This is a genomic window from Marinobacter similis, from assembly GCF_000830985.1.
In the GTDB taxonomy this organism is placed as follows: domain Bacteria; phylum Pseudomonadota; class Gammaproteobacteria; order Pseudomonadales; family Oleiphilaceae; genus Marinobacter; species Marinobacter similis.
In genome coordinates this window covers 2,986,783-3,009,445 of sequence record NZ_CP007151.1, presented here as the reverse complement: position 1 = coordinate 3,009,445, position 22,663 = coordinate 2,986,783, and the positions used below count along the sequence as shown (strand labels likewise).

Here is a 22,663-nt window from a genome sequence, read left to right as displayed (position 1 = left end):
GGGTTTAGTGTGAACAAGTCCGAACTTATTGATGCAATTGCAGAATCCTCAGATATTTCCAAAGCAGCGGCTGGCCGTGCTCTGGACGCAATGACCAACTCCATCACCGGTGCCCTGAAGAAGGGTGATCAGGTAACTCTGATCGGTTTTGGTACTTTCTCTGTAAAAGAGCGTGCTGCTCGTACCGGTCGTAACCCGCAGACTGGTGCCGAGATTAAGATTCCGGCCTCTAAAGTGCCTGGGTTCAAAGCAGGCAAGGCCCTGAAAGACGCCGTTAAGTAACGGTTCTTTCTCTGGCAGCTCCTGTCGCAGGGAGCTGCCCAGCAAGAATTCAAGGCGCATTCCGGATAGGGTGCGCCTTTTTACGTTCAGTGCCCCTACGCTTATCGCCAAACGCTGAAAACTGCACGACCTTGAACAGGGATTCGGGAGAAACATGCTTCAAGATATTCGGGAAAACGCCCAAGGCACCATTGCCAAAATTATTATCGGTTTGCTGATCGTGTCCCTATCCATCTGGGGAATGGACGCCATTATTGGCGGCTTCTCCGGTGAGCCGGAAGTGGCAACGGTAAACGGTGAAGACATCACAGAGCGCGAGTTTCTCCGTCTGGTCCAGATGGAAAGTCAGCGTCGGCTGTCGCGCATGGAAAACCCGGATCCGTCGCTGCTGAACGAAGACCAGATCCGTAAAGACGTTCTGGAGTCTCTGATCCAGCAGCGGGTACTTATCCAGGATGCTGACAGCCAGGGCCTGGCCCTGACCGATGCCGACATCGACGCGCTGATCACCCAGATGCCCCAGTTCCAGGTTGAAGGCCAGTTTAACCGTGACCGCTTTGTCTCCACCGTTCGCAACTTGGGCATGGGCGTGGCGGAATTCCGCGAAGCAATGCGTAAGCAATATGTGGTCAACCAGATCCGCGCCGGCATTGTGCAAAGCGGTGTGGCGGCGAACGAAAACGTCAGCCAGTTGCTGCGTATTCAGAACCAGACCCGGGACTTCCGTGTCGTGACCGTGCCTGAGAGCGCCGTCGCCGATCAGGTGGAAATCACCGAAGACGAAGTGCAGGCGTTCTACGACGAGAACAGCAGCGCCTTTAAACAGCCTGAGCAGGTCGATGCGGCTTATATCACCCTGTCCCTGGGTGCGCTGGCAGAATCCATTGAAATCAGCGAAGACGAGCTTCAGGCGTACTATGAAGCGCGTGCTGATGATCTGGCCCGGGAAGAGCGCCGTGCTGCGCACATTCTGATTGAGGATGGCGAAGACGCTGATCAGACCATGGCAACTCTGCAGCAAAAGCTGGCCGACGGAACTCCGTTCGCGGATCTGGCTAAGGAATATTCAATCGATACCGTTTCTGCCGAAGAGGGCGGTGATCTTGGTTATGCCGGCCGTGGCGTCTACAACGAAGCGTTTGAAGAGGCTCTGTTTGCCTGAAAGAGGGTGAGGTATCCGAGCCGGTCGAGACCAGTTTCGGCTTACACCTGATCAAGCTGGACGACGTACGCCGTTCGGACGTGCCTGCACTGTCTGAGATTGAAGGCCAGCTTCGCAGCGAACTGGCCCGCGAGCGTGCCGAAGAGCGCTTTGCCGAGATTCGGACCAAGCTGGCGGACTCCGCTTACGCCGCCGATGATCTTGCCGGCCCGGCCGAGGAACTTGGCCTGGAGGTGCGCGAAGCCAAAGGTATTACCCGCAATGGCGGAACCGCGCCCTTTGATCACGAAGGCCTGGTGCGCCAGCTGTTCTCTGCCGATGTGGTTGAAGACGGCTATAACACCGAGCTGATCGACGTGGGCGACAACGTATCGGTGGTGGCTCGTGTGCGCGAATACCGTGAAGCCCAGCAGCTGGCGTTGGAAGAGGTGGCCGCGGACGTGCGCGCTTCTCTGAAGGCCCAGGAAACTCGCGCCGCCCTGAGTGAGCGCGCTGACGAGATCATTGCCGGCCTTGAAGCAGGCAAGTCGCTGTCGGAGCTGGGTGCAGAGGAGTGGGCGAGCTACGAAGCAAAACCCCGCAATGATCAGGAGGCCGGAGCGGCCGTCATGCGGACAGTATTCTCGCTGTCCCGTCCTGCCGAAGGTGAGACCAGCTATGGCCAGTCGGTCAGTGGCAGCAGTGCCGCCGTGGTAGCGCTCGATGGCGTAAACGAGGGCGCCGTGGATGAAACTTCTGAAGAGTTTGGCCAGCTGGAAGAATTCCTGGCGTCTCTTGAAGGACAGCGTGAATACGGTGCCTACCAGCAGTTCTTGCGCAATCGTGCGGAAGTGGAACGGCCTTAAGCGAGTCGGCAGAGCGCTCTTAATCGAGCGTTCCGCAGTCCAAAAAAAGCCCGGGTTAAATCCCGGGCTTTTTATTGCCGTGCATTTTTGATGAGCACTTTCGGGATGCTAGATCCTGAGATGCTCATTTTGAAAATACCGCCACTGACAACGCAGGCACGGTAAATTCGCCATTGCTGGCACCGGCGCCGTTGCTCGGTGAGGTATCCGCCGCGACGGTATAGCTGCCGGTATACGAGGTGCTCAGGGTCTGGGTGCTGTTGCTGCCATTGATCAGCACCACCAGTTCGTCATTGCCAGCGTCCAGATCACTCAGGCCATTACTGCCGTCGTCGAGCAGGCGGTAGGCGATCAAACCGGGAGTCTGGGCCGGGCCGGTATTGAGAAACTGCAGGCGTTGCTGAACGTCCTCGGCGGTTTGCAGGCGGAACAGCGGGCTGTTTGCACGAGCCGTCAACAGTTCCTGGACCTGGTCATTGGTGTAGGCGATGGAACCCGGGTTTGGGTTGGCATTGCTGCCGGCCCCTTCGATTACCCGGAGAATCAGCGGCCAGTTGGCGCCGTCCTTGTCCTGTCTTGGCAGGCCACGGTTCCAGGCCGAGGCCTGATAGCTGAAGTCCACTTCGTTGAACCAGTCGCCGGAATCGTAGCTGTCACGCTCCATGGACTTGGAGCGCAATAGCTCTGATCCCATGTGCAGGAAAGGAATGCCCTGGCTCAGGATCGGAATGGACAGGCCAACCACCTGCATCTGGGCACGCTCCATCACCGTTGCCGCGTAGGGCGCCTTGTACTGGTTGTTGTCCCAGAGGGTCTGGTTGTCGTGCTTGGACACGTAGTTGATGATTTCCTGAGGGTCAGCGGTATAACCAGCATTCTGGCCGTTGTAGTCGATCTCGCCACCGGTTTTCTCAATGCCATCAAAAGCAATAAAGCGATAGTCGGCGAGGCTGCCGGCAATGCCCACGCGAATCCAGTCACTGCGTTGCAGGAGCGCATCCTTTTCGGACTGGGCGCCGGAGGAGAGGTTGTTGGGGTTGGTGAACAAACCATTACTGAAGCCCTGGTTGGCACGGATGCCGTCCTCGCTGTCGAACGGGCCACCGCCGCGCACGGCATCCCGCAGACGGTCGTTAAAGGAACCGATGCCGGTGCCGGCCATGTTGGCCTGGATGGCGTTCTCGCCGCGGGCGTTATTGGCGACTTCACCAAAGTTCCAGCCCTCACCATAGAAATAGGTGTCCGGATCTACCGCCTGAACTGCGGCCAGGGCCTCGGTCATGTTGGTCAGCATGTGATGGCCCATGAGGTCGAACCGGAAGCCGGAGATCTTGTAATGCTCCGCCCAGGTCACCAGAGAGTCGATCATCAGCTTTTCCATCATGCGTGCTCTGACGCCGTGTTCTCGCAGCAGGTGGAATTTTCGACCTGGCCGGTTTCCGGGTTCTGGCGGTGGTAATAACCAGGCACCAGCTTGTCCAGCACCGAGTTGTCTGCCAGGCCAGAGGAGTTGGTGTGGTTATACACCACGTCCATTACCACGTTCAGGCCCAGGTCGGTGGCGGATTGGACCATCTCACGAAACTCCACAATGCGCTGGCTGCCGTTGGCATCGGTTGCGTAGCTGCCCTCGGGCACCGTGTAGTGCACCGGATCGTAACCCCAGTTAAAGCTGTCCAGGCCGCGCAGGGTGTTATACAGAGCCTGGGCGTCGCCGGTTTTCGGATCGAAGGATTCGAGCACCGCGCGAATGCTGTTGCCGCTGCCGCAGTGAGCGGCATAGTCGTTGGCTGCCTGTTCCGACAGCTCGCACAGGCGGGAGAAGTCGTCTTCGATGTCGACAATCCGCGCGGGATTCTCGTTGACGGTGGCGATGTCGAATGCCGGCAGCAGGTGCAGGTGGCTTACGCCAGCATCGGCCATGGCCTTGAGGTGGGCGACACTGTCGATCGAACCATCGGCGGGTTGGCTGAATGCCTTATATTTGCCGCGGAATTCGGTGGCGACGGTTTCATCGGTGGCGCTGAAGTCACGGATGTGGGTCTCATAAACCACCACGTCTTCGGGAGCAGCGAGGGCTGGTGGGTTGGTGCTGCTCCAGCCGGTTGGAGCCAGGCCCGGATCGGTCAGGTCAACGATCTGGGCATACTGACCGTTGGCCGACAAGCTCAGGGCGTAGGGGTCTGACACCATCGTGGTCTCAATGGCGCTCGTCCGCGGGTGATAGACGGTCACTTCGTACTGATAGTATTGCCCGAGCAGCTCGCTGCTGGAGCCGGTATGACGCCATACGCCATCGGTGCCGGCACTGGTCATCGAGTGGCTATCAAGCAACTGACCGGCGTTGTCGAACAGGTGCAAGCGGACATCCTGGGCGGTGGGTGCCCAGACGGCGAAATCCACATCGCTGCCATTAACCGCCGCACCCAGCTCGCCCTCGTAGGCGTAAAGCGCATCGAGTGCGCCTGGGATTTGAACCTGGGTGGCGATCAGAAGTTTGTCGCTATCGGTATAGGCCGCTGCTACTAATTGCCCGGTCAGAGCTTTCCGGATGGTGGCGTTATCCGCGATTACCTCGTAGGCGGGCCAGTCGCTCAGGTGCGGAAACTTGTCCTTCAGGGACTCGGTCAGAGTGGTCGCTTGCAGCTCAATCACCTGGCCGCCGGTCAAGTCCTCGCGCCGGTCGTCTATTTTGATCCGGGCTTTGCTGTCGTACCTGAGTTCCATCCGGTTCAGTGCTTCGGTGCCTTTAAAGACCAGGGTGGTCTCATCCACCAATGCGCCTGTGCACCTGCAATTGTAATTTTGTCTGCTTCGATCGGGATCTGGGAAAGCTCCTGCTTGCCACTAAGGGTAAAGATGCGGTTGCCAAGATCGTCGAAGTGCCAGCGGTGATCCGTGCCACCAATGTCTTTTTCGTCGCCCTTATGCACGATGAAGTTCAGGCAGTTGCCGGCTTCGCGCATGGGTATGAAGTAGTAGGCGCCATAGGTGTCGCTGATGCCGTCTGGAGGACGAGGGGCGTTCCAGTCAGTGGGCACATTTTCGTCCAGGCCATCGCAGCCCGCGGCCTCGTTATTCCAAAGATGCAGGCCCCAGCCGCTGTAATTCTCGTCCGGACGCTTGTAGTAAAGAAGTGCTTCGTTGGCGCCGGGCTCTAGCAAGGCTTCGGTGGGTTGTTCGTCGTCGTCTTTTTTACAGCCGGTGAGCGCAAGCACCATGGTCAGTGCAAAGCCACCTGCCATCAATTTTTGATCAGGCATGGAGAATATCCTTTTTTCCCTTGTTGTTGTTTGAGCAGCCCGGGAGGGCCAAGGTCATGGTTGCGCGGTGCCGACGCCAGAACATCCTTCGGCGAGCATTTTTTTAGGGCGTAGAGGGATAGGGGTGGGGGTAGTAGAACTACGTAGGTGTGGCGGTTCAGGCATAAAAAAGGCCGGCATAACGCCGGCCCAAGAGGTCCAACAACACTAAGAGATTATTAGAGACTTACCACCAGGCTTCGATCTGGGCGCCGATCTGAACGTCGCCGTCGACACCTTCACCGCCGCGAGCGGCCTCTGCTTCGTCACCGAAGAAGGTGGCTGCGTAGGCGCGGATAACCGGGCGTGCCCAGTAGCCGGGGCCTGCCTGCCACTGTTGGGCGACGGCGAACTTGCCGAGATCCTGGGAATCGTCAAACCAGGGGCGGTCGGTTTCGCTGTAACCCACCTCGATGGCGGTGCTCATAACATTGGTCCAGTTGTAAACCGGGCGCGCAACAATGCTCAGGCGCTCACCGTCGTCAGCAGATGCATCGTGGGACTCGGCGCGCTCATAAACCACAGAGTGGCCCAGGTCCCAGCCGCTACCCAGCTTGATAACACCGTGGTTCAGGACACGCCAGCTGGATTCGAAGTAGCCAGCGTTGTTGTTAGCCACGCGGCCGCCACTGGCGTTTTCCGCGTTGGTGAAGCCCATGGAATCGGCGCCGTACTGAACGGCAAATTTGTTGAAGCCACCCATCACGCCTGAAGACAGCTCAGCTGTGAAGAAGTAACCGTCCTGATCATCGAAACCGGCGTCTTCTTGCTGGTCGGTCAGGTCCGCCATGGCGTAGATGCCGATCAATTCGAGGTTGTTGCCACCGGCCAGCGGAAAAGAATAGCGAACATCGATCTTGTTGTTCTGAACGATGTCATCATTTTCGCTGTTGTCGGAATTGGTGTAGGCAACCGACAGCTGGCCAGCGCCGGCCTTGATGTTCTCAACACCGGCACCGTAGCCGGAGTTGCTGACATAGAACAGGTCGAGCTGGTGAATGTCTTTACGCTGGTAGTAGCGCTTACCGGCCCACAGAGTGGCACCCGGCAGGGACTCGATCACGTTGTTGGCGGATACGTACAGCTGACGCAGGGCCAGATCGCCACCGCCGTAAGGGTTGGAGCTGTTACGAGTGACTTCTTCGCCGGCGAAGTCGACGCCACTGATGTTGTTGCCGCCGTCCAGGGCCTGGTAGTCGTTACCCTGTTCGTTGGCGCTGTAAGCAATCATGGAATCGAAGCGGAAAGTGGCTCCGTCCTGACTGAACAGCTCGTCGCCGAGGGCGAGTTCGGCGTAGGTGTCGCATTCGTCGGCCAGTCGACCAACGTAGTGGCCAGTGGAGCCGCTGCCAAAGCAAGTCTGCTCGCCACCGCTGTTCAGGTTGCTCGAGGCGCCTGCACGGGCATAACCGTGGAAATCGACTGCAATGGCTGGGGTGGCCATAACGGCAGCTGTTACCGCAGCAGCTAGAGGAAGCTTGTTCATAGAGAAGCGCTTATTGTTCTGCATCATCTGAGTCCTATGCTTTTTGTCATTGTTAAATGTCTGGGAAGCGGATGATCAGGTTAGGACTATGAATAGCCGTGGCCAGACCGTGCCTCCGGTTCCCGAGATTGCAGCTCCTGCCAATCAGACATTGGGAAACCGGATTTCATAGTGTTGTAACGTAAGGGTTAGTACATCCTCCGCCCCCAAGAATTTGGGGGGGTAGTTTTGAGGGGGAGGAGGGGCGTAGATCTGTCAGCCCCACGTGCCTGTCGGCTGAATCGACACGTGGGACCTGCTGGCGGGGTTATTCAGACGGCAGTCGCGTCGGCTTGAGACTTTCTTTGATCTTCTTCAGGTGGCCAAGAAAATCAGCGCCCCGTTTCAGGGTCACTCCGGTCGCCAGGATATCAATCACGGTCAGATGGATGATTCGGGAAGACATCGGCATGTAAACCTCGGTGTCCTCGGGGGCGGTCACCCCCACCACCACGCTGCAGACTGCGGCCAGGGGCGAGTCGGGGTTGGTGATGCCAATCACGATTGCGCCGTTGTCGCGGGCCACCTGGGCAATATCCACCGTTTCCCGGGTGCGTCCGGTGTAGGAGATGAGCACGATCACATCGCCCACATTGGCACCGGCTGCCACCATGCGCTGCATCAGTGCGTCATCGTAGGACATCACCGGGATATTGAAGCGGAAGAACTTGTGCTGGGCATCGAGAGCCACTGAAGCAGAGCCGCCCATACCAAAGAAATTGATCTGCTTGGCCTGGATCAGGTAGTCGATGGCAGATGCCAGGGCATTTGGGTCCAGAGCCTGACGGGCCTTGTCGAGACTGGCAATGGTGCTGAGCATGATCTTGTCGGCAAACTCCGAGACCGTATCGTTAGCCTCGACGTTCTGGCCGACATAGGGGGTGCCCGTTGCAATGCTCTGCGCCAGCCGAATCTTGAAGTCCGGGAAACCGGTGGCAGAAAAGCCGCGACAGAACCGGTTAACCGTGGGTTCGCTGACATTTGCGGCCCTGGCAAGCGCAGCTATGCTGTAGCGGGTGGCAGCGCTGGGATCGCGAAGAATGGCTTCTGCTACTTTGCGCTCGGATTTGTTGAGACTGTCCAGCCGGGACTGAATGTCGGTAAGCAGATTTTCATCGCGGTGCGCCTGATTCGCGGCCATTAAAAGTACTCCCTGACTCTTTGGCGTTCGTTGTTTTTCGACGGCGCTGATTATACCGCGTTTCTCCCTACTTTTGGGTAGTAAAAATGTCATTTAGTGCATTTTTTCCTTGGAAAACCCGATCCCTGATGTCATTATTTGCATAAAATTACTACATCCAACGACGAAATCCAAAGGCGAGCCGACTGGCGTTGTGATCGCCTTACCCACCGGAGAGAAGGATCCAATGGCCAATAAAAGCAATACCCGTTGTGACCTTATGCTGTTTGGCGCACTGGGCGATCTCGCTCAACGCAAGCTGTTTCCTGCACTTTACCAACTGGAGAGGGCCAAGCTGCTTGCTGAGGGTAGCCGCATTCTCGCCATTGCGCGCACGGAAGCGGACACCGACAGTGTTCGGCAGCAACTGCTCGAAAAACTGAAGCAACACGTCAAACCGGAAGAGTTTGATGCCAATGTTGCCGACAAGTTTTTGCAGCGGGTCGACTACCAGATTCTCGATTTCAGCAATCCCGAGGCTTCAGCGTTCTCAACGATTGGCGAGACGATGCCCATAACGAGTTGATCGTTTACATGGCAACGCCGCCGTCCATGTACGGTGTAATTGCCCGTAACATGCGGGCGGCAAATTGCTGCAACGAAAACACCAGGGTAGTGGTAGAAAAGCCTATTGGTCACGATCTTGAGTCCTCCAAGGTGATCAACGATGAGCTGGGCGAGGTGTTCAATGAAAACCAGTTGTTCCGCATCGATCACTACCTGGGTAAGGAAACGGTACAGAACCTGATCGCCCTGCGATTTGCCAACAACCTGTTCGCGTCCCAGTGGGACCAGAACCACATTTCCCACGTTGAAATCAGCGTTGCCGAGAGTGTCGGCATTGAGGGTCGGTGGGGCTATTTCGATCAGGCCGGCCAGATCCGGGACATGATTCAGAATCACTTGCTCCAGCTGCTGTGCCTTATCGCCATGGATCCTCCTTCGGACCTGTCTGCGGACAGCATTCGTGATGAGAAGGTGAAGGTGCTCAAGGCGCTGAAGCGGGTGACACCGGACATGATGGAAAGCCACGTGGTTCGTGGCCAGTACACAGCAGGTACCAGCAATGGCAAGCCCGTGCCCGGTTACCTTGAGGAAGAGGGGGCCAACAAAGGCAGCGATACCGAGACCTTTGTGGCGCTGAAGGCTGAGATCGACAACTGGCGCTGGTCCGGTGTGCCGTTTTACATCCGCACCGGAAAACGGCTGCCGGAGAAGCTTTCCCAGATCATCATTCATTTCAAACCTGCGCCGCACTACATCTTTGATCCGGATCAGAAACACCTGGCCAACAACAAGCTGATTATCCGGTTGCAGCCGGATGAGGGCATGTCGCTGAAGATCCTGACCAAGGACCAGGGCCTTGATAAGGGCATGCGATTGCGCCAGGGCCCGCTGGAACTGACCTTCTCGGAGACCTTTGACACTGACCGGATTCCAGATGCCTACGAGCGTCTGCTGTGGGAGGTGATGAAAGGCAATCAGTACCTGTTTGTTCGCCGGGACGAGGTTGAACACGCCTGGCGCTGGGTTGATCAGGTTATCCGGAACTGGCGCGACAGTGGTGCTCCTCCCAAGCGCTATGCCGCCGGTACCTGGGGGCCGGTGGCGTCCATCGCCATGATCACTCGTGACGGAAGGAGCTGGTATGAAGACGCCTGATATTCAGTTGCCTGAGGGTATGCTTCCGCGCTTCGGGGAAACGCCGGAGCAGGTTGCCGTGGCGCTGGCCGATGCTGTGGCCGAGGTTCTTGAAACCAGGCTGGCGCAGGCTCCGCGAGCCAGCCTGGTGGTTTCGGGTGGTTCGACACCGCTGCCATTTTTCAAGGCCTTGTCTGAAAAGGCGCTCGACTGGCAGCGGGTTGATATCCTGTTGGCGGATGAGCGCTGGGTAGCCGAGGACGATCCCGCCAGCAATACCCAGCTGGTGAAGGCGCATCTGTTGCAAGGCAAGGCTGCGGCCGCCAACTACCTGTCGCTCAAGCAGCAGGGCGCGACCCCGCTTGAGGGGCTGGCGGCGGTGAAAGCGGAATTGGCAGATCTGGCGCTGCCCCTGGATGTACTGATCCTTGGTATGGGGAATGACGGCCATACCGCGTCCCTGTTCCCGGACGCACCGGAGCTGGCTGAGGCGATCAGTGCCGACTGCCCGAACCGGGTGGCTGCGGCCACGCCGCCGTCCCAATCCCAGCAACGAATCACACTGACCTGGCCGGCACTGAAGGATGCGCGGTTCACCGCGCTGCACCTGAAGGGCCAGGACAAGCTTGAGACTCTGGAGCAGGCTTTGGCCAATCCGAGCGACGTGATGGCAATGCCGGTGCGCGCTTTTCTTCAGCCTGGACTCAATGTGTTCTGGAGTCCCTGAGTCTGCTTTTCACGATTTATTGGAGTAAAAACCCATGACCCAACTTTCTGAATTCCAGCGCGAGCGCGTTCAGGCCGTGTTGGCGGCCTCGCCCCTGGTGCCGGTTATCGCGATCAATGAACTCGAAGATGCTGTGCCGCTGTGTCAGGCGCTGGTTGACGGTGGCATCAACGTGCTTGAGATCACCCTCAGGACTGAACACGGTGTTAATGCCATCAAAGCCGTGCGCGAAGCCATTCCTGACGCCTGGGTTGGCGCCGGTACGGTCACCAGTGTGGCCGAGTATCGCCAGGTCGAGGCGGCAGGAGCGCAGTTTGTCATTACCCCCGGTGTGACCGAAGCCATTCTTGAGTTTGGCGTAACCTCGGAAGCTCCGTTGCTGCCGGGTATTTCAACCGTGTCAGAACTGATGATGGGGTATGCCCTGGGCTACCGCGAGTTTAAATTCTTCCCGGCTGAGGTGTCTGGCGGTGTGCCGGCGTTGAAAGCGTTCAGTGGACCCTTCAGCGATGTGACCTTCTGCCCGACGGGCGGCATTCGTCGCGATACGGCGAAAGACTATCTGGCGCTGAAGAATGTAAAGGCGGTGGGTGGTTCCTGGCTGACACCAGCAGATGTGGTCGCTGCCAAAGATTGGGCGCAGATCACCCAGATTGCTCGGGACAGTCTTGCGGACTTATAACTCTCAACCTTTTAAAGAGTGCCCTTGCGACCAGTGCCAGTAAAAACGCTGGCCGCAAGGTTTATTCACTCTTCGAAGTGTGCTGTTCGAAGAGTGAATGCAGGGTATCGATCGCCGTATTAGCGGATGTCCGAACCTACCTTTACGATCTTCATGGTGTTGGTGCCACCCTGGGCATTAACGTAGTCGCCCTTGGTAATCACCACCAGATCCCCCTCGCTAACAACCTCACGATTAACCAGTTCTGACACGGCCAGGGCATTGGTTTGCTCGTTCGGAATCTTGGCAGAGTCGAACGGTATGGTCTGGACGCCCCGGAACATGACTACCCGGTGCTGAGTTGAATGATGACGGGAGAAGGCAAAAATCGGCAGGCTGGACTTGATGCGAGACATCAGTCGCGGCGTAGCGCCGGTTTCGGTCATGCAGATGATGGCAGCGACACCTTCCAGGTGGTTGGCCGCGTACATTGACGACAGCGCAATAGCCTCGTCGACGCGCTCCATGCTCTCGTGAATCCGGTGCTTCGACTGGTGCATTGACGGGTGCTTCTCAGCGCCCAGGCAGATGCGAACCATCGCCTCAACGGCTTCCTTCGGATAATCACCGACTGCTGTTTCAGCTGACAGCATCACGGCATCGGTGTAGTCCATGACCGCGTTTGCGACATCGGACACCTCGGCGCGTGTTGGCATCGCTGGTGATCATCGATTCCATCATCTGGGTGGCGGTAATGACCGCACGGTTCAGTACCCGTGCCCGCTGGATGATGTGCTTCTGCACGCCGACCAGTTCCGCGTCGCCGATTTCAACGGCGAGATCGCCGCGGGCGACCATGACGGCATCGGAGGCTTCAATAACGGCGTCCAGGGCTTCCACGTCGTGGGCAAGTTCAGCTCGTTCGATCTTGGCAACCAGGCCGGCGTCAGAGCCTGCTTCCTTGAGCAGTCGGCGAGCCGTGTGCATGTCTTCGGCAGTGCGCACGAAAGACACCGCAACATAGTCGCGTTCAGCCGGGCTGCGGTCACGATATCCTGCTTGTCTTTCTCGGTCAGGGCATCCGCCGACAGGCCGCCGCCGCGCTTGTTCAGGCCCTTGTTGTTGGAGAGGGGGCCGCCAATCAGGACCGTGGAGGTGATGCTGTGGTCGTCCACAGACTGCACTTCCATCTCGATGCGGCCGTCGTCCAGAACCAGAATGTCGCCTGGATTCACGTCTTCGATCAGTTGCTCGTAATCGATGCCGACGTGGGTTTCGGTACCGGCTTCCTTGTCCATGTTGGCATCGAGGACAAAGCTCTGGCCGGCTGTCAGGGTGACCTTGTGATTGGCGAAACGGGCAATCCGCAGTTTCGGGCCTTGCAGGTCAGCTAGTAGGGCAACAAACCGGCCCTGTGCGGCAGCCGCTTCGCGTACCTGGCGCGCACGCTGAATGTGGTCTTCAGCACTGCCGTGTGAAAAGTTCAGTCGGGTAACATCGACGCCGGCGCCGATAATGGCGGCGAGGGCTTCGGGAGAGTCGGTCGCGGGACCGAGTGTGGCGACAATTTTGGTGCGCCTGAGCATGGTTGGTGTCCTATGGTTAATCGGGTGCGTCTCTTTAAAGGTAGCGGAACTGAGCAAGGCGGCCAGGATTACTGGCCGGCCTTGATCAGGGCAATTGCGTTGTCGAGCATGCGGTTCGAGAAGCCCCACTCATTGTCGTACCAGGCCATGACTTTTACATGACGGCCGAGCACGCGTGTGTGATTGGCATCGAATACGCTGGAGAGTGCATTGTGGTTGAAGTCTACACTGACCAGCTTCTCGGTGTTGAAGCCCAGAACCGGATTTTTTTCAGCAGCGGCTTGCACAGCCGTGTTGATTTCTTCGACCGTGGTGTCGCGACCGGCGATAAAGCCGAAGTCTACCAGTGACACATTGATGGTGGGCACCCGAACGGCCAGACCATCGAGTTTGCCATCCAGTTCGGGAATCACCTTGCCAATGGCGGCGGCAGCGCCGGTTTTGGTGGGAATCATCGACTGGGTCGCAGAGCGAGCCCGATACAGGTCAGTGTGGTAAACGTCGCTGAGCTTCTGGTCGTTGGTGTAGGAGTGGATGGTGGTCATCAGGCCGCTTTCGATGCCGACGCTCTTGTGCAGGGCTTCAACAACAGGCGCCAGGCAGTTAGTGGTGCAGGAGGCGTTGGAGATGACTTCATGCTCGGCGGTCAGGGTATGGTGATTGACACCATAAACCACCATGGCATCAGCGTCGGGTGAGGGCGCTGAGATGATGACTTTGCGGGCGCCGGCCTTCAGGTGCGCCGCAGCCTCGTCGCGTTTGGTAAACAGGCCCGTGCACTCGAATACCACGTCCACGTGCAGGTCGCTCCAGGGCAGCTCTTCCGGATTGCGGAGGGCGGTAATGGCAATGCGGTCGCCATTAACGGTCAGTGATTCTGCGTCGTGTCCCACCACGCCATTAAAGCGGCCGTGGACGCTATCGTATTTAAGAAGGTGGGCGTTGGTCTCGGCGTCACCCAGATCATTGATGGCGACAACCTGGACTTGCTTGCGGTAGTCATTTTCATAAAGTGCACGGAGAATGTTGCGACCGATGCGGCCAAAACCGTTAATTGCGATGCGAATAGTCATCGTCCGACTCCTAATTTGGGTGTTTTTTGTTCGTTTGTTGAGTGTAATGTAGTAAATATAACAACAAAAAAAGAAAGTTTGAACGATATCCGGGTGAAATATGTCAAAAAAGAACGTAAAATTACGTCCAACTGAATGTGTCTTCTATGCGACCGATGGAGCCCACCATGCATCCAACCGTTGAAAAAGTTACCCAACGAATCATTGAACGCAGTCGTGCCACCCGGCAGGACTACCTCGACCGAATGAACCAGCTGAAGGCGCAATCTCCCCATCGGAGCAGTCTCTCCTGTGGCAACCTTGCTCACGGCTTTGCCGCCTGCAGCCAGGGTGACAAAGACACCCTGAAGTTCATGAACAAGGCCAACGTGGCGATCGTATCGGCATACAACGATATGCTTTCGGCCCACCAACCTTATGAAAAGTTCCCGGACATGATCCGCTCGGCGGCCCACAACATGGGCTCGGTGGCGCAGTTTGCCGGCGGTACCCCCGCCATGTGCGACGGCGTTACCCAGGGTCAGCCAGGTATGGAGCTGAGCCTGTTCTCCCGCGACACCATCGCCATGAGTACGGCGGTAGCCATGAGCCACAACATGTTTGATGCCACGGTGTTGCTGGGTATCTGCGACAAGATCGTGCCGGGGCTGTTGATTGGTTCCCTGAGTTTCGGCTATCTGCCAACCATTCTGGTGCCTGCCGGGCCGATGCCCTCAGGGCTGCCGAACAAGGAAAAGCAGCGCATCCGTCAGCTCTATGCCGAGGGCAAGATCGGCAAGGACGAACTGCTGGAAGCAGAGAGCAAGTCCTACCACAGCCCGGGTACCTGCACCTTCTATGGCACCGCCAACAGCAACCAGTTGCTGGTTGAGGTGATGGGCCTGCATCTGCCGGGTTCGGCCTTTGTGAATCCGAATACGCCACTGCGGGACCGTCTCACTCAGGCGGCAACGGAGCAGGTGATCAAATTGTCGAAGCCCCACGGCGGTGAGCTTGGTCTGGGCGACATGGTGGACGAGAAGAGCATCGTGAATGCCCTGGTTGCGTTGCTGGTGACCGGCGGTTCGACCAACCACACCATTCACTGGATTGCCATTGCCCGGGCAGCCGGCATCATCATTGACTGGAACGACTACGCCGAGCTGTCTTCCGTGGTGCCGTCCATGACCCGTATCTACCCGAACGGCCAGGAAGATGTGAATGCCTTCCACGAGGCTGGCGGTACCCCGTTCCTGATCCGTGAACTGCTCAACGCAGGCTACCTGCACAATGATGTCGAGACAGTCATGGGGCATGGCCTGGAGCGTTATACCCAGGGCCCGGAACTGGACAACGACAAGCTGGTCTGGAAGCCGGCCCCGGAAAAGAGCCTGCGTCCGGATGTTCTGAGCACAGCCTCTGAGCCCTTTGCGCCCGACGGTGGCATGCGGTCCTGGATGGCAACCTGGGTCGCGGTGTGATCAAGGTTTCCGCAGTGGCCGATGAGCATCAGATCGTGGAAGCGCCGGCGGTGGTGTTCAACGATCAGAACGAGCTGAAGGCAGCTTTTGATGCCGGTGATCTCGATAAGGACTGTGTGGTTGTGGTGCGGTTCCAGGGCCCGAAGGCCAATGGCATGCCGGAGCTGCACAAGCTCACACCGTATCTGGGTGTGCTGCAGGACCGGGGTTTCAAGGTGGCGCTGGTCACCGATGGTCGTATGTCCGGTGCCTCCGGCAAAGTGCCGGCCGCCATTCATGTCTATCCGGAAGCTCTTGACGGAGGCCCGCTGGCGCGGGTCAAGTCGGGCGACCGGATCTGTGTTGATGCCAAGGCGGGTTCACTGCGCATCGACATTGATGACGAGGAATTGGCCAAACGTGAGTCTTTCAAAGCAGACCTGAGTGCGTATCATCACGCTACGGCCGGGAGATGTTTGGCTGGATGCGTCGTGCAGCCAGCAACCCGGAGCAAGGTGCTAGCTTTTTCTGGAATCACGAGGCATGACAGACACACAGTATTCACTGGTCGGAGACATCGGCGGCACCAACGCCCGCTTCGCCCTGGTGAAGCAGGGCGACGTTCGCCCGCAGGCTATTGAGGTGCTTCGCTGCGGTGACTACGACAACATCGACAGCGCAGTGACGGACTACCTGGCCAGGGTCGGGGTGAGCGAAGTGAGTGAGGCTTGCTTTGCAGTTGCCTCACCGGTGCGAGACACCCAGATCCGGATGACCAACAACCATTGGCGCTTTGATACCGAAGAGGTTCGGGCGCAATTTGGCTGGCGGGCGTTCAAGGTTATCAATGACTTTACCGCCATGGCGCTGGGAGTACCCCATGTGCCGGAAGAGCACCTGGTGCGGGTGTGTGGCGGGCCGGGTGATTCCCGCCGTGCCCGACTCGTGATCGGGCCAGGTACCGGGCTGGGCGTCTCCGGACTGGTGCCTTTGCAGCACGGTTGGGTGCCCCTGATGACCGAGGGCGGGCATGTGGATTTTGCCCCCACGGATGACACCGAGATGGCCATCCTGCGGATTCTGAAAGCCCGGTTCGGGCGGGTGTCGGTCGAGCGAATTCTCTGTGGTCAGGGGTTGCTGAATCTCTATCAGGCCCACGCTGAGATTCAGGGCGTGGCCGCGCCACTCGATGCCCCGGAAAAGATCACCGCGGCGGCCCTGGAACAGGTCGATTCCCTGGCCCGGCACACCCTACGTCACTTCTGTGAAATCCTGGGGCGAGTTGCGGGGAACGGCGTACTGACGGTCGGGGGCACGGGCGGCGTTTACCTGTGCGGCGGCATTTTGCCCCGTTTCCTCGACTTCTTTCTGGAAAGCCCGTTCCAGAAAGGCTTTGAGGACAAAGGCCGGATGAGACCCCTGTTGGAGTACACGCCGGTGTTTGTCGTGACCGAGCCCTACACCGGTTTGCTGGGTGCCGCCGAGGCGCTGGCCAACCCCGAGGTGTAACCGGTGATCGGCGCTGGCTCTTAACTGGGTCTTTACTGGCTCTTATAAAGGGTGCGGGCTATCACAGGTAATGCACCAGTTGGTCCTGGTCGAACCGGTACTGGCGGTTATAAATGCCGTTGTCGGCGCGTTTACCCGCCGCCAGTACATGGTGACCAGGCCTTTCCGGTGAATCTTCAGTAGCGACTTCACTCGGCACTCGTCAAAGCCTTCCATCGGACAGGAATCGTAGCCGTGGGCACGCAGGGCCAGCATCAGGTTCTGCGCGGCCAGCGCGGTCGATTTGGTTGCCCAGACTTTCATATCACTGGTCGAGGATGGGCCGCGGGGAACTGGGCGGAGCATGCCCAGTGCCATTCCGGCGGCTTTCTTGGTCAGGCCAAAGACACCCAGCGGGCCCTGGTTGTAATGAATGGGTGCAACGGTGCGGTAGTACTTCTCGACAATGGGCGGCAGTGACGCTTCCGGCCATTCGTCCAGGGCCTGGCGCGCGTGTTTGCGCCAGGTGTCGGGGCGGGCGACGATGGCAATCAGCGCAGGTGCGGTTTTGGCTGCGTTCTGCCCCAGGCAGGCCGTTGCCAGCTTGGCCCTCAGGTCTGCCGATTCCACAACGAAAAATTCCCACGGCTGCAAATTGCTGGAGTTTGGCGCCAAGGTTGCCAGTTCCAGGCATTCACTCAGGACATCCCTCGGGATCGGGTCAGGCTTGAAGCGGCGGATAGAGCGTCGGCTGCGGACCACCTTTCGAAATTCCTCAACATCGATGTCTGGCAGGGCGCTGGCCTTGGAGGTCATCGGGTTTTCTCCTATACACTGAAGAGCCTATAGTCAGGCGAAATCCGTTCGTACGCAATGATCAGGAGGTTGCTTTGCAAAAGCCTGCGGAGTTGAGCGAGTTATCTTTTGCAGAGTTAGTGGCGCGAGTGCGGGCGTGTACCTTGTGTGCCGAGTTCCTGCCCCTGGGCCCAAGGCCGGTGATTCAGCTGTCCGAGTCGTCACGCATCTTGGTAGTGGGGCAGGCGCCCGGGCGGCGTGTCCATGAAACGGGCTTGCCGTTCAACGATCCCAGTGGTGACCGGCTGCGGGAGTGGATGGGGGTGACCCGGGATACGTTTTACGACGAACAGAAACTGGCGATTCTACCCATGGGCTTCTGCTATCCGGGCACCGGCAAATCCGGCGATTTACCGCCACGGCCGGAATGCGCGCCAGCCTGGCGTTCGGAGCTTCTCAGGCGGTTGCCGAACATTGGTCTGACCCTGGTCATTGGTCAGTACGCTCAGGCCTGGCATCTTGGGGGGAAGTCCCGCTCAGTTACTGAGCAGGTTCGTCACTGGCAGGACCACTGGCCGGCCGTGGTTCCCATGCCGCACCCCAGTCCTCGTAACAACCTGTGGCTGCGCCGAAACCCCTGGTTCGAGCAGGACGTGATACCGGCCGTGCAACAGAGAGTGGCCCAGTTGCTAAGGGAGTAACAGCCACAAAAAAGCTCCGGGCGGAGGTTCATCCGGCCGGAGCGATGTGTTCGATTGAGGCTCAGGCGTGTTGATGCACCGGGCCGCTGCCGTTGTCGCCGGTGGCGTGCTCCATCAGGAACTGATCCAGCGCCCGAACATTTTCCTCGTTCGCATACAGCCCCTGCTTGGTTCGCCGCCAGAGGATATCCTCGGAGGTATGGGCCATTCCTCAGCCACCAGGTACTCCACTTCGGCCTGATAAAGCGTGCCGGCAAAGTGCACACCCAGGTCTGCCATGCTGCTGCGTCCTTTCAGGATTTCGTAGGAGCTGGTGCCGTAGGTGCGGACATACCGGCTGATCACGGCCTTATCCAACCACGGGAAATCGGCAGTCATTTTGATTTCCAGACTGTCGTGGTTAACGAAATCACCGCCCGGCAGGGGCGCGGTCTTGGTCCAGCGCCCGCTGGCATTCGGGAAGAACTGGCACAGCTTGTCGGTGGCTGCTTCTGCCAGTTTCCGGTAGGTGGTGATCTTGCCACCGAACACCGAAATCAGGGGCGCCTTGCCGTTCTCGGCACTGACCTCAAATGAGTAGTCCCGGGAAGCCTTCTGGGCATTCTCCTGCTCGTCGTCCATCAAAGGGCGCACGCCAGAGTACGACCAGACCACATCCTCGGCGGTCAGCTGACGCTTGAAGTGGGAGTTGACGATGTCGAGCAGGTACTCGGTCTCCTCCGGAGAAATCTTGGCCTTCTTGGGGTCGCCCTCATAATCCACATCCGTGGTGCCGACCAGAGAGAATTCGTCCTCATAGGGGATCACAAAAACGATGCGCTCATCTTCGTTCTGGAGGATGTAGGCCTCGGTGCCCTTGTTCATTCTGGGAATGACAATGTGACTGCCTTTCACCATGCGAATCATCTTGGGTGCCGGCATCGACAGGGTCTCGCCAAACAAGCTGCTGACCCAGGGGCCGGAGGCGTTGACGATCATCTTCGCGGTGACGGTTTCATCTGAGTTTGCCGCCGTGTTCCGGAGTGTCACCTTCCAGTTGTCTGAGCCCCGTTCAGCTTTCACGCACTTGGTGCGGGTCAGGATGCGGGCGCCGGACTGTTCGGCCTTTTTGGCGGTCAGGATAACCAGTCGAGCATCATCCACCCAGCCATCCGAGTATTCAAAGCCCTTGGTGATTTCCGGCTTGAGCGGGTCAGAGCTGTCGAACTTGATCGATCGCGAGCCCGGCAGCAGTTCTCGTTTGGCCAGGTGGTCATACAGGAACAGACCGGTACGAATCATCCAGGCTGGACGCAGGTGAGGGCGGTGGGGCAGCCGAAAGCGCATGGGCCACATGATGTGGGGCGAGTTGCGCAGCAATGACTCGCGTTCGGCAAGCGCTTCCCGCACCAGGCGGAATTCGTAGTGCTCCAGATAGCGCAGGCCGCCGTGAATCAGCTTGCTGCTGCTGGAGGAGGTTGCCGATGCAAGATCGTTCATTTCACACAGCAGTACTTTCAGGCCCCGGCCCGCTGCGTCCATTGCGATACCGGTGCCGTTGACTCCGCCGCCGACGACGACAACGTCATAGTGTTCGTGCTCGTTAGCCATTGCTGCCCATCTCCTGCCTGAGCCAAAAAGTCCGATCCAGAAAAATCGGTTTTTCTGCACACTTTTCGACCAAAAATAACAATACGATCATTATGCGAAAGCGGAACATATTCGTAAAGGAAAATAGAGAAAAAAAACGAAAAAATTTGGGCGCTCGCTCAGGTTGATTCTGAGCGTTATTCGGGCGAGTAGCGCGCTCTAAACGATGTGCAGTTCAACGTTGTGTTCAGCCAGGGACTGGCTGATTTCGGCGGGTGGCTGCTTATCAGTGAATACATGGTCGGCCTGGGTGATGTTGCCCAGACGCACCATGGCGTTGCGGCCAAATTTGGTGTGGTCGGCCGCCAGCAAAACCTGATTGGAGTTGGCGATGATGGCCTGGGCTACGCGCACTTCGCGGTAATCGAAATCTAGCAGTGAACCGTCGCTGTGGATACCGCTGATGCCAATAATGCCGAAATCCATCTTGAACTGGTTGATGAAGTCCCGGGTGGCCTCGCCCACGATGCCACCGTCGCGATTACGAACTTCACCACCGGCGATGATCACGTGAAAATCCTCTTTCGCGGCGAGGATAGAGGCAACGTGCAGGTTGTTGGTGACTATCTGTAGGTTTTTCCGCTCCAGCAGGGCCTTGGCTATGGTTTCGGTCGTGGTGCCGATATTGATGAACATGGAGGAGTTGTCCGGGATCATCTTGACCATGGCGGCCGCGATGCGTTCTTTAGCCTCGAGGTCCATGATCTTTCGAGCCTGGTACGCGGTATTAGTGGTACTGGAGTCGATACCGGCACCGCCGTGATGACGGCGCAACTTGTTCTGTTCGGCAAGCTCATTCAAGTCCCGGCGGATGGTCTGGGGCGTCACGTTGAATTGATCAACGAGTTGCTCGGTAGTGACGAACCCGTTCTGTTGGATCAGCTCCATGATCAAATCCTGCCGGCGCCGCTGTGCCATGCCAATTACCTCCGCGAGATCTTTTGTTCTGATGCGAAATAGTGAGCGTCTGAAAACATTCTCGAAGTTTAGTTCTTAAGGCCAGTTTGTGCAGCCTTTTTAATAGGTTGTCTCGATTCGGCCGAATCCAGCAGGTCGAACCTCTTGGCATTTATGTTCAAAAAGGTAAAAATTCGAAAAAAATAGAACGTCACAAGACAAAACCTAATAAATAGAACCCGGACCACGAGCAGCCAATGACCCAATACCTTCTCTCCATCGATCAGGGCACCACCAGTTCTCGCGCTATCCTGTTTGGTCTTGATGGCACGATCCACGCCACCCGGCAGCAAGAGTTTCCCCAGCAGTTTCCTGCTAGCGGCTGGGTTGAGCATGATCCGGAAGCGATCTGGACATCGGTCAGAGCCACTTGCGATCAGGTTATGTCCGAGGCCTGTGGTGTCGAAGATCAGGTGGTGGCGGTCGGCATTACCAACCAACGCGAAACCACGGTTGTTTGGGACCGGCAAACCGGAGAGCCGGTCTATAACGCCATTGTCTGGCAGGATCGCCGAACCGCGGCCTACTGCGAATCCCTGAAGCAGGAAGGGCTGGAGTCGCTGGTTGCCGGAAAAACCGGCTTGCTGATCGATCCTTATTTTTCTGCAACCAAGATTCGCTGGATTCTGGACAATGTAGACGGTGTCCGGGAGCGGGCTGAGCGGGGCGAGCTGGCCTTTGGCACCATCGACAGTTTTCTGCTCTGGCGACTGACCGGCGGGCAATCCCACCGTACCGATGCGACGAATGCCAGCCGTACCCTGCTGTTCGATATCCATCGGCAATGCTGGGACGACGAGCTCTTGGCCCTGTTCGGAATTCCAGCCTCCCTGCTGCCGGAGGTGATGGATTCTTCCGACGACTTTGGTGAGATCAGCGAGGGCGGGGCCCTCAATGGTTCAGCGGTGCTGGGGATCGCCGGGGATCAGCAGGCCGCGCTCTTTGGCCAGACTTGCTTTGATGTCGGTATGGCCAAGAGCACCTACGGCACCGGTTGCTTTCTGATGCTGAACACCGGTGACAAGGCGCTGGCATCAGAGCACCGCCTGCTGAGCACGGTGGCGTACCGGCTCAATGGCAAGCCAACTTACGCCCTGGAGGGCAGCATCTTCGTGGCCGGCGCTGCGATTCAGTGGCTTCGAGATGGCCTCAAATTGATCGGGGATGCTGGTGAAACCGAACCGCTGGCCGAGCAGACCCCACTGGATCATGGCGTTTACCTGGTTCCCGCGTTTACCGGCCTGGGCGCTCCATACTGGGACCCGAATGCGCGGGGTGCGATCTTCGGTCTCACCCGCGACACCGGAATCAAGGAAATTGTTACCGCGGGACTGCAATCCGTGTGCTATCAGACCAAGGATCTGCAGAAGGCGATGGAGCACGATGGCATCCGTCCCATTAACCTGCGGGTCGACGGTGGCATGGTGGCCAACAACTGGGTGCTGCAGTTTCTTGCCAACATTCTGGGCGCTCGGGTTGACCGGCCATCGGTGGTTGAAACAACCGCGTTGGGGGCTGCCTACCTGGCGGGGCTCAAGGCTGGAGTTTATGGCTCGCTGGAGGAATTGACCGGGCTATGGCGCTGCGATCGTCGTTTTGAACCGGTGATGACCAAGGAACACCGGGATCGACTGTACCAGGGTTGGGCCGAGGCCATCGGCCGGCTCTGA

The 22,663-nt window shown here is 58.1% G+C and carries 16 protein-coding genes and 4 pseudogenes; 10 read left to right on the top strand and 10 right to left on the bottom strand.

Annotated features, from left to right (window positions below; translation table 11 throughout):
* The first annotated feature begins 9 nt into the window (after positions 1 to 9).
* From AU14_RS13945 to AU14_RS21885, 3 genes are all read left to right on the top strand, one after another.
* Positions 10 to 282, top strand: a complete 273-nt coding sequence (locus AU14_RS13945) for an HU family DNA-binding protein (protein ID WP_041344017.1) — start codon at positions 10 to 12, stop codon at positions 280 to 282.
* Between the two features lie 154 nt (positions 283 to 436).
* Entirely contained in the window at positions 437 to 1,444 is a 1,008-nt protein-coding gene (locus AU14_RS21890) for a SurA N-terminal domain-containing protein (RefSeq protein ID WP_236744091.1), read from the top strand.
* A gap of 80 nt (positions 1,445 to 1,524) precedes the next feature.
* Entirely contained in the window at positions 1,525 to 2,289 is a 765-nt protein-coding gene (locus AU14_RS21885) for a peptidyl-prolyl isomerase family protein (protein ID WP_236744090.1), read from the top strand.
* Between the two features lie 124 nt (positions 2,290 to 2,413).
* Here AU14_RS21885 and AU14_RS19890 read toward each other — a convergent pair whose 3' ends face one another.
* From AU14_RS19890 to AU14_RS13925, 5 genes are all read right to left on the bottom strand, one after another.
* Positions 2,414 to 3,658, bottom strand: a complete 1,245-nt coding sequence (locus tag AU14_RS19890) for an alpha-1,6-glucosidase domain-containing protein (protein ID WP_201773479.1) — start codon at positions 3,656 to 3,658, stop codon at positions 2,414 to 2,416.
* Between the two features lie 11 nt (positions 3,659 to 3,669).
* Positions 3,670 to 5,064 (bottom strand): hypothetical protein, encoded by a 1,395-nt coding sequence (locus AU14_RS19885; RefSeq protein ID WP_201773478.1) that lies wholly within the window; start codon positions 5,062 to 5,064, stop codon positions 3,670 to 3,672.
* Positions 5,022 to 5,552: a pullulanase-associated domain-containing protein gene (locus AU14_RS19880; protein WP_201773477.1), complete on the bottom strand. Its 531-nt coding sequence runs from the start codon at positions 5,550 to 5,552 to the stop codon at positions 5,022 to 5,024. The genes AU14_RS19885 and AU14_RS19880 overlap by 43 nt, the downstream gene beginning before the upstream one ends.
* A gap of 226 nt (positions 5,553 to 5,778) precedes the next feature.
* Positions 5,779 to 7,104, bottom strand: coding sequence for a maltoporin LamB (gene lamB / locus AU14_RS13930; RefSeq protein WP_236744089.1), 1,326 nt, complete (start codon positions 7,102 to 7,104; stop codon positions 5,779 to 5,781).
* Between the two features lie 280 nt (positions 7,105 to 7,384).
* Entirely contained in the window at positions 7,385 to 8,257 is an 873-nt protein-coding gene (locus tag AU14_RS13925) for a MurR/RpiR family transcriptional regulator (protein ID WP_041341749.1), read from the bottom strand.
* Positions 8,258 to 8,483: 226 nt separating this feature from the next.
* Between AU14_RS13925 and zwf the strand changes: the two are divergent.
* The 3 genes and pseudogenes from zwf (at position 8,484) to AU14_RS13910 (ending at position 11,346) form a co-directional block, all read left to right on the top strand.
* Positions 8,484 to 9,958 (top strand): annotated as a pseudogene (gene zwf / locus AU14_RS13920) (glucose-6-phosphate dehydrogenase).
* On the top strand, positions 9,945 to 10,664 hold the full coding sequence (gene pgl, locus AU14_RS13915) for a 6-phosphogluconolactonase (protein WP_041341746.1): 720 nt from the start codon (positions 9,945 to 9,947) through the stop codon (positions 10,662 to 10,664). Before zwf ends, pgl begins: the two are co-directional and overlap by 14 nt.
* Before the next feature lie 34 nt (positions 10,665 to 10,698).
* A complete protein-coding gene (locus AU14_RS13910) occupies positions 10,699 to 11,346 on the top strand; it encodes a bifunctional 4-hydroxy-2-oxoglutarate aldolase/2-dehydro-3-deoxy-phosphogluconate aldolase (RefSeq protein ID WP_041341744.1) in 648 nt (215 codons plus the stop codon).
* A gap of 119 nt (positions 11,347 to 11,465) precedes the next feature.
* On the opposite strand, the pseudogene pyk reads toward AU14_RS13910, so the two are convergent.
* Together pyk and gap are read right to left on the bottom strand one after the other, a co-directional pair.
* Positions 11,466 to 12,911, bottom strand: a pseudogene (gene pyk, locus AU14_RS13905) (pyruvate kinase).
* 68 nt (positions 12,912 to 12,979) lie between these two features.
* The gene (gap, locus tag AU14_RS13900) at positions 12,980 to 13,984 is read right to left on the bottom strand and encodes a type I glyceraldehyde-3-phosphate dehydrogenase (RefSeq protein ID WP_041341741.1); all 1,005 of its coding nucleotides are present in this window, start codon (positions 13,982 to 13,984) and stop codon (positions 12,980 to 12,982) included.
* Positions 13,985 to 14,151: 167 nt separating this feature from the next.
* Here gap and edd point away from each other — a divergent pair.
* Both edd and AU14_RS13890 read left to right on the top strand, forming a co-directional pair.
* Positions 14,152 to 15,970, top strand: a pseudogene (gene edd / locus AU14_RS13895) (phosphogluconate dehydratase).
* Positions 15,967 to 16,932 (top strand): glucokinase, encoded by a 966-nt coding sequence (locus AU14_RS13890; protein WP_041341739.1) that lies wholly within the window; start codon positions 15,967 to 15,969, stop codon positions 16,930 to 16,932. The pseudogene edd and the gene AU14_RS13890 overlap by 4 nt, the downstream one beginning before the upstream one ends.
* 42 nt (positions 16,933 to 16,974) lie before the next feature.
* Here the strand turns inward: AU14_RS13890 and AU14_RS13885 are convergent, their stop codons facing one another.
* Positions 16,975 to 17,727: a nitroreductase family protein gene (locus AU14_RS13885; protein WP_236744088.1), complete on the bottom strand. Its 753-nt coding sequence runs from the start codon at positions 17,725 to 17,727 to the stop codon at positions 16,975 to 16,977.
* A gap of 74 nt (positions 17,728 to 17,801) precedes the next feature.
* Between AU14_RS13885 and AU14_RS13880 the strand changes: the two genes are divergently transcribed.
* Complete coding sequence (locus tag AU14_RS13880) at positions 17,802 to 18,407, top strand: uracil-DNA glycosylase family protein (protein ID WP_236744087.1); 606 nt, start codon at positions 17,802 to 17,804, stop codon at positions 18,405 to 18,407.
* Positions 18,408 to 18,468: 61 nt separating this feature from the next.
* Here the strand turns inward: AU14_RS13880 and glpD are convergent.
* Together glpD and AU14_RS13870 are read right to left on the bottom strand one after the other, a co-directional pair.
* Positions 18,469 to 19,997, bottom strand: a pseudogene (glpD, locus tag AU14_RS13875) (glycerol-3-phosphate dehydrogenase).
* Between the two features lie 198 nt (positions 19,998 to 20,195).
* Complete coding sequence (locus tag AU14_RS13870; RefSeq protein WP_041341736.1) at positions 20,196 to 20,954, bottom strand: DeoR/GlpR family transcriptional regulator; 759 nt, start codon at positions 20,952 to 20,954, stop codon at positions 20,196 to 20,198.
* 236 nt (positions 20,955 to 21,190) lie between these two features.
* On the opposite strand from AU14_RS13870, the gene glpK reads away from it, so the two are divergent.
* Entirely contained in the window at positions 21,191 to 22,663 is a 1,473-nt protein-coding gene (gene glpK, locus AU14_RS13865) for a glycerol kinase GlpK (RefSeq protein ID WP_041341733.1), read from the top strand.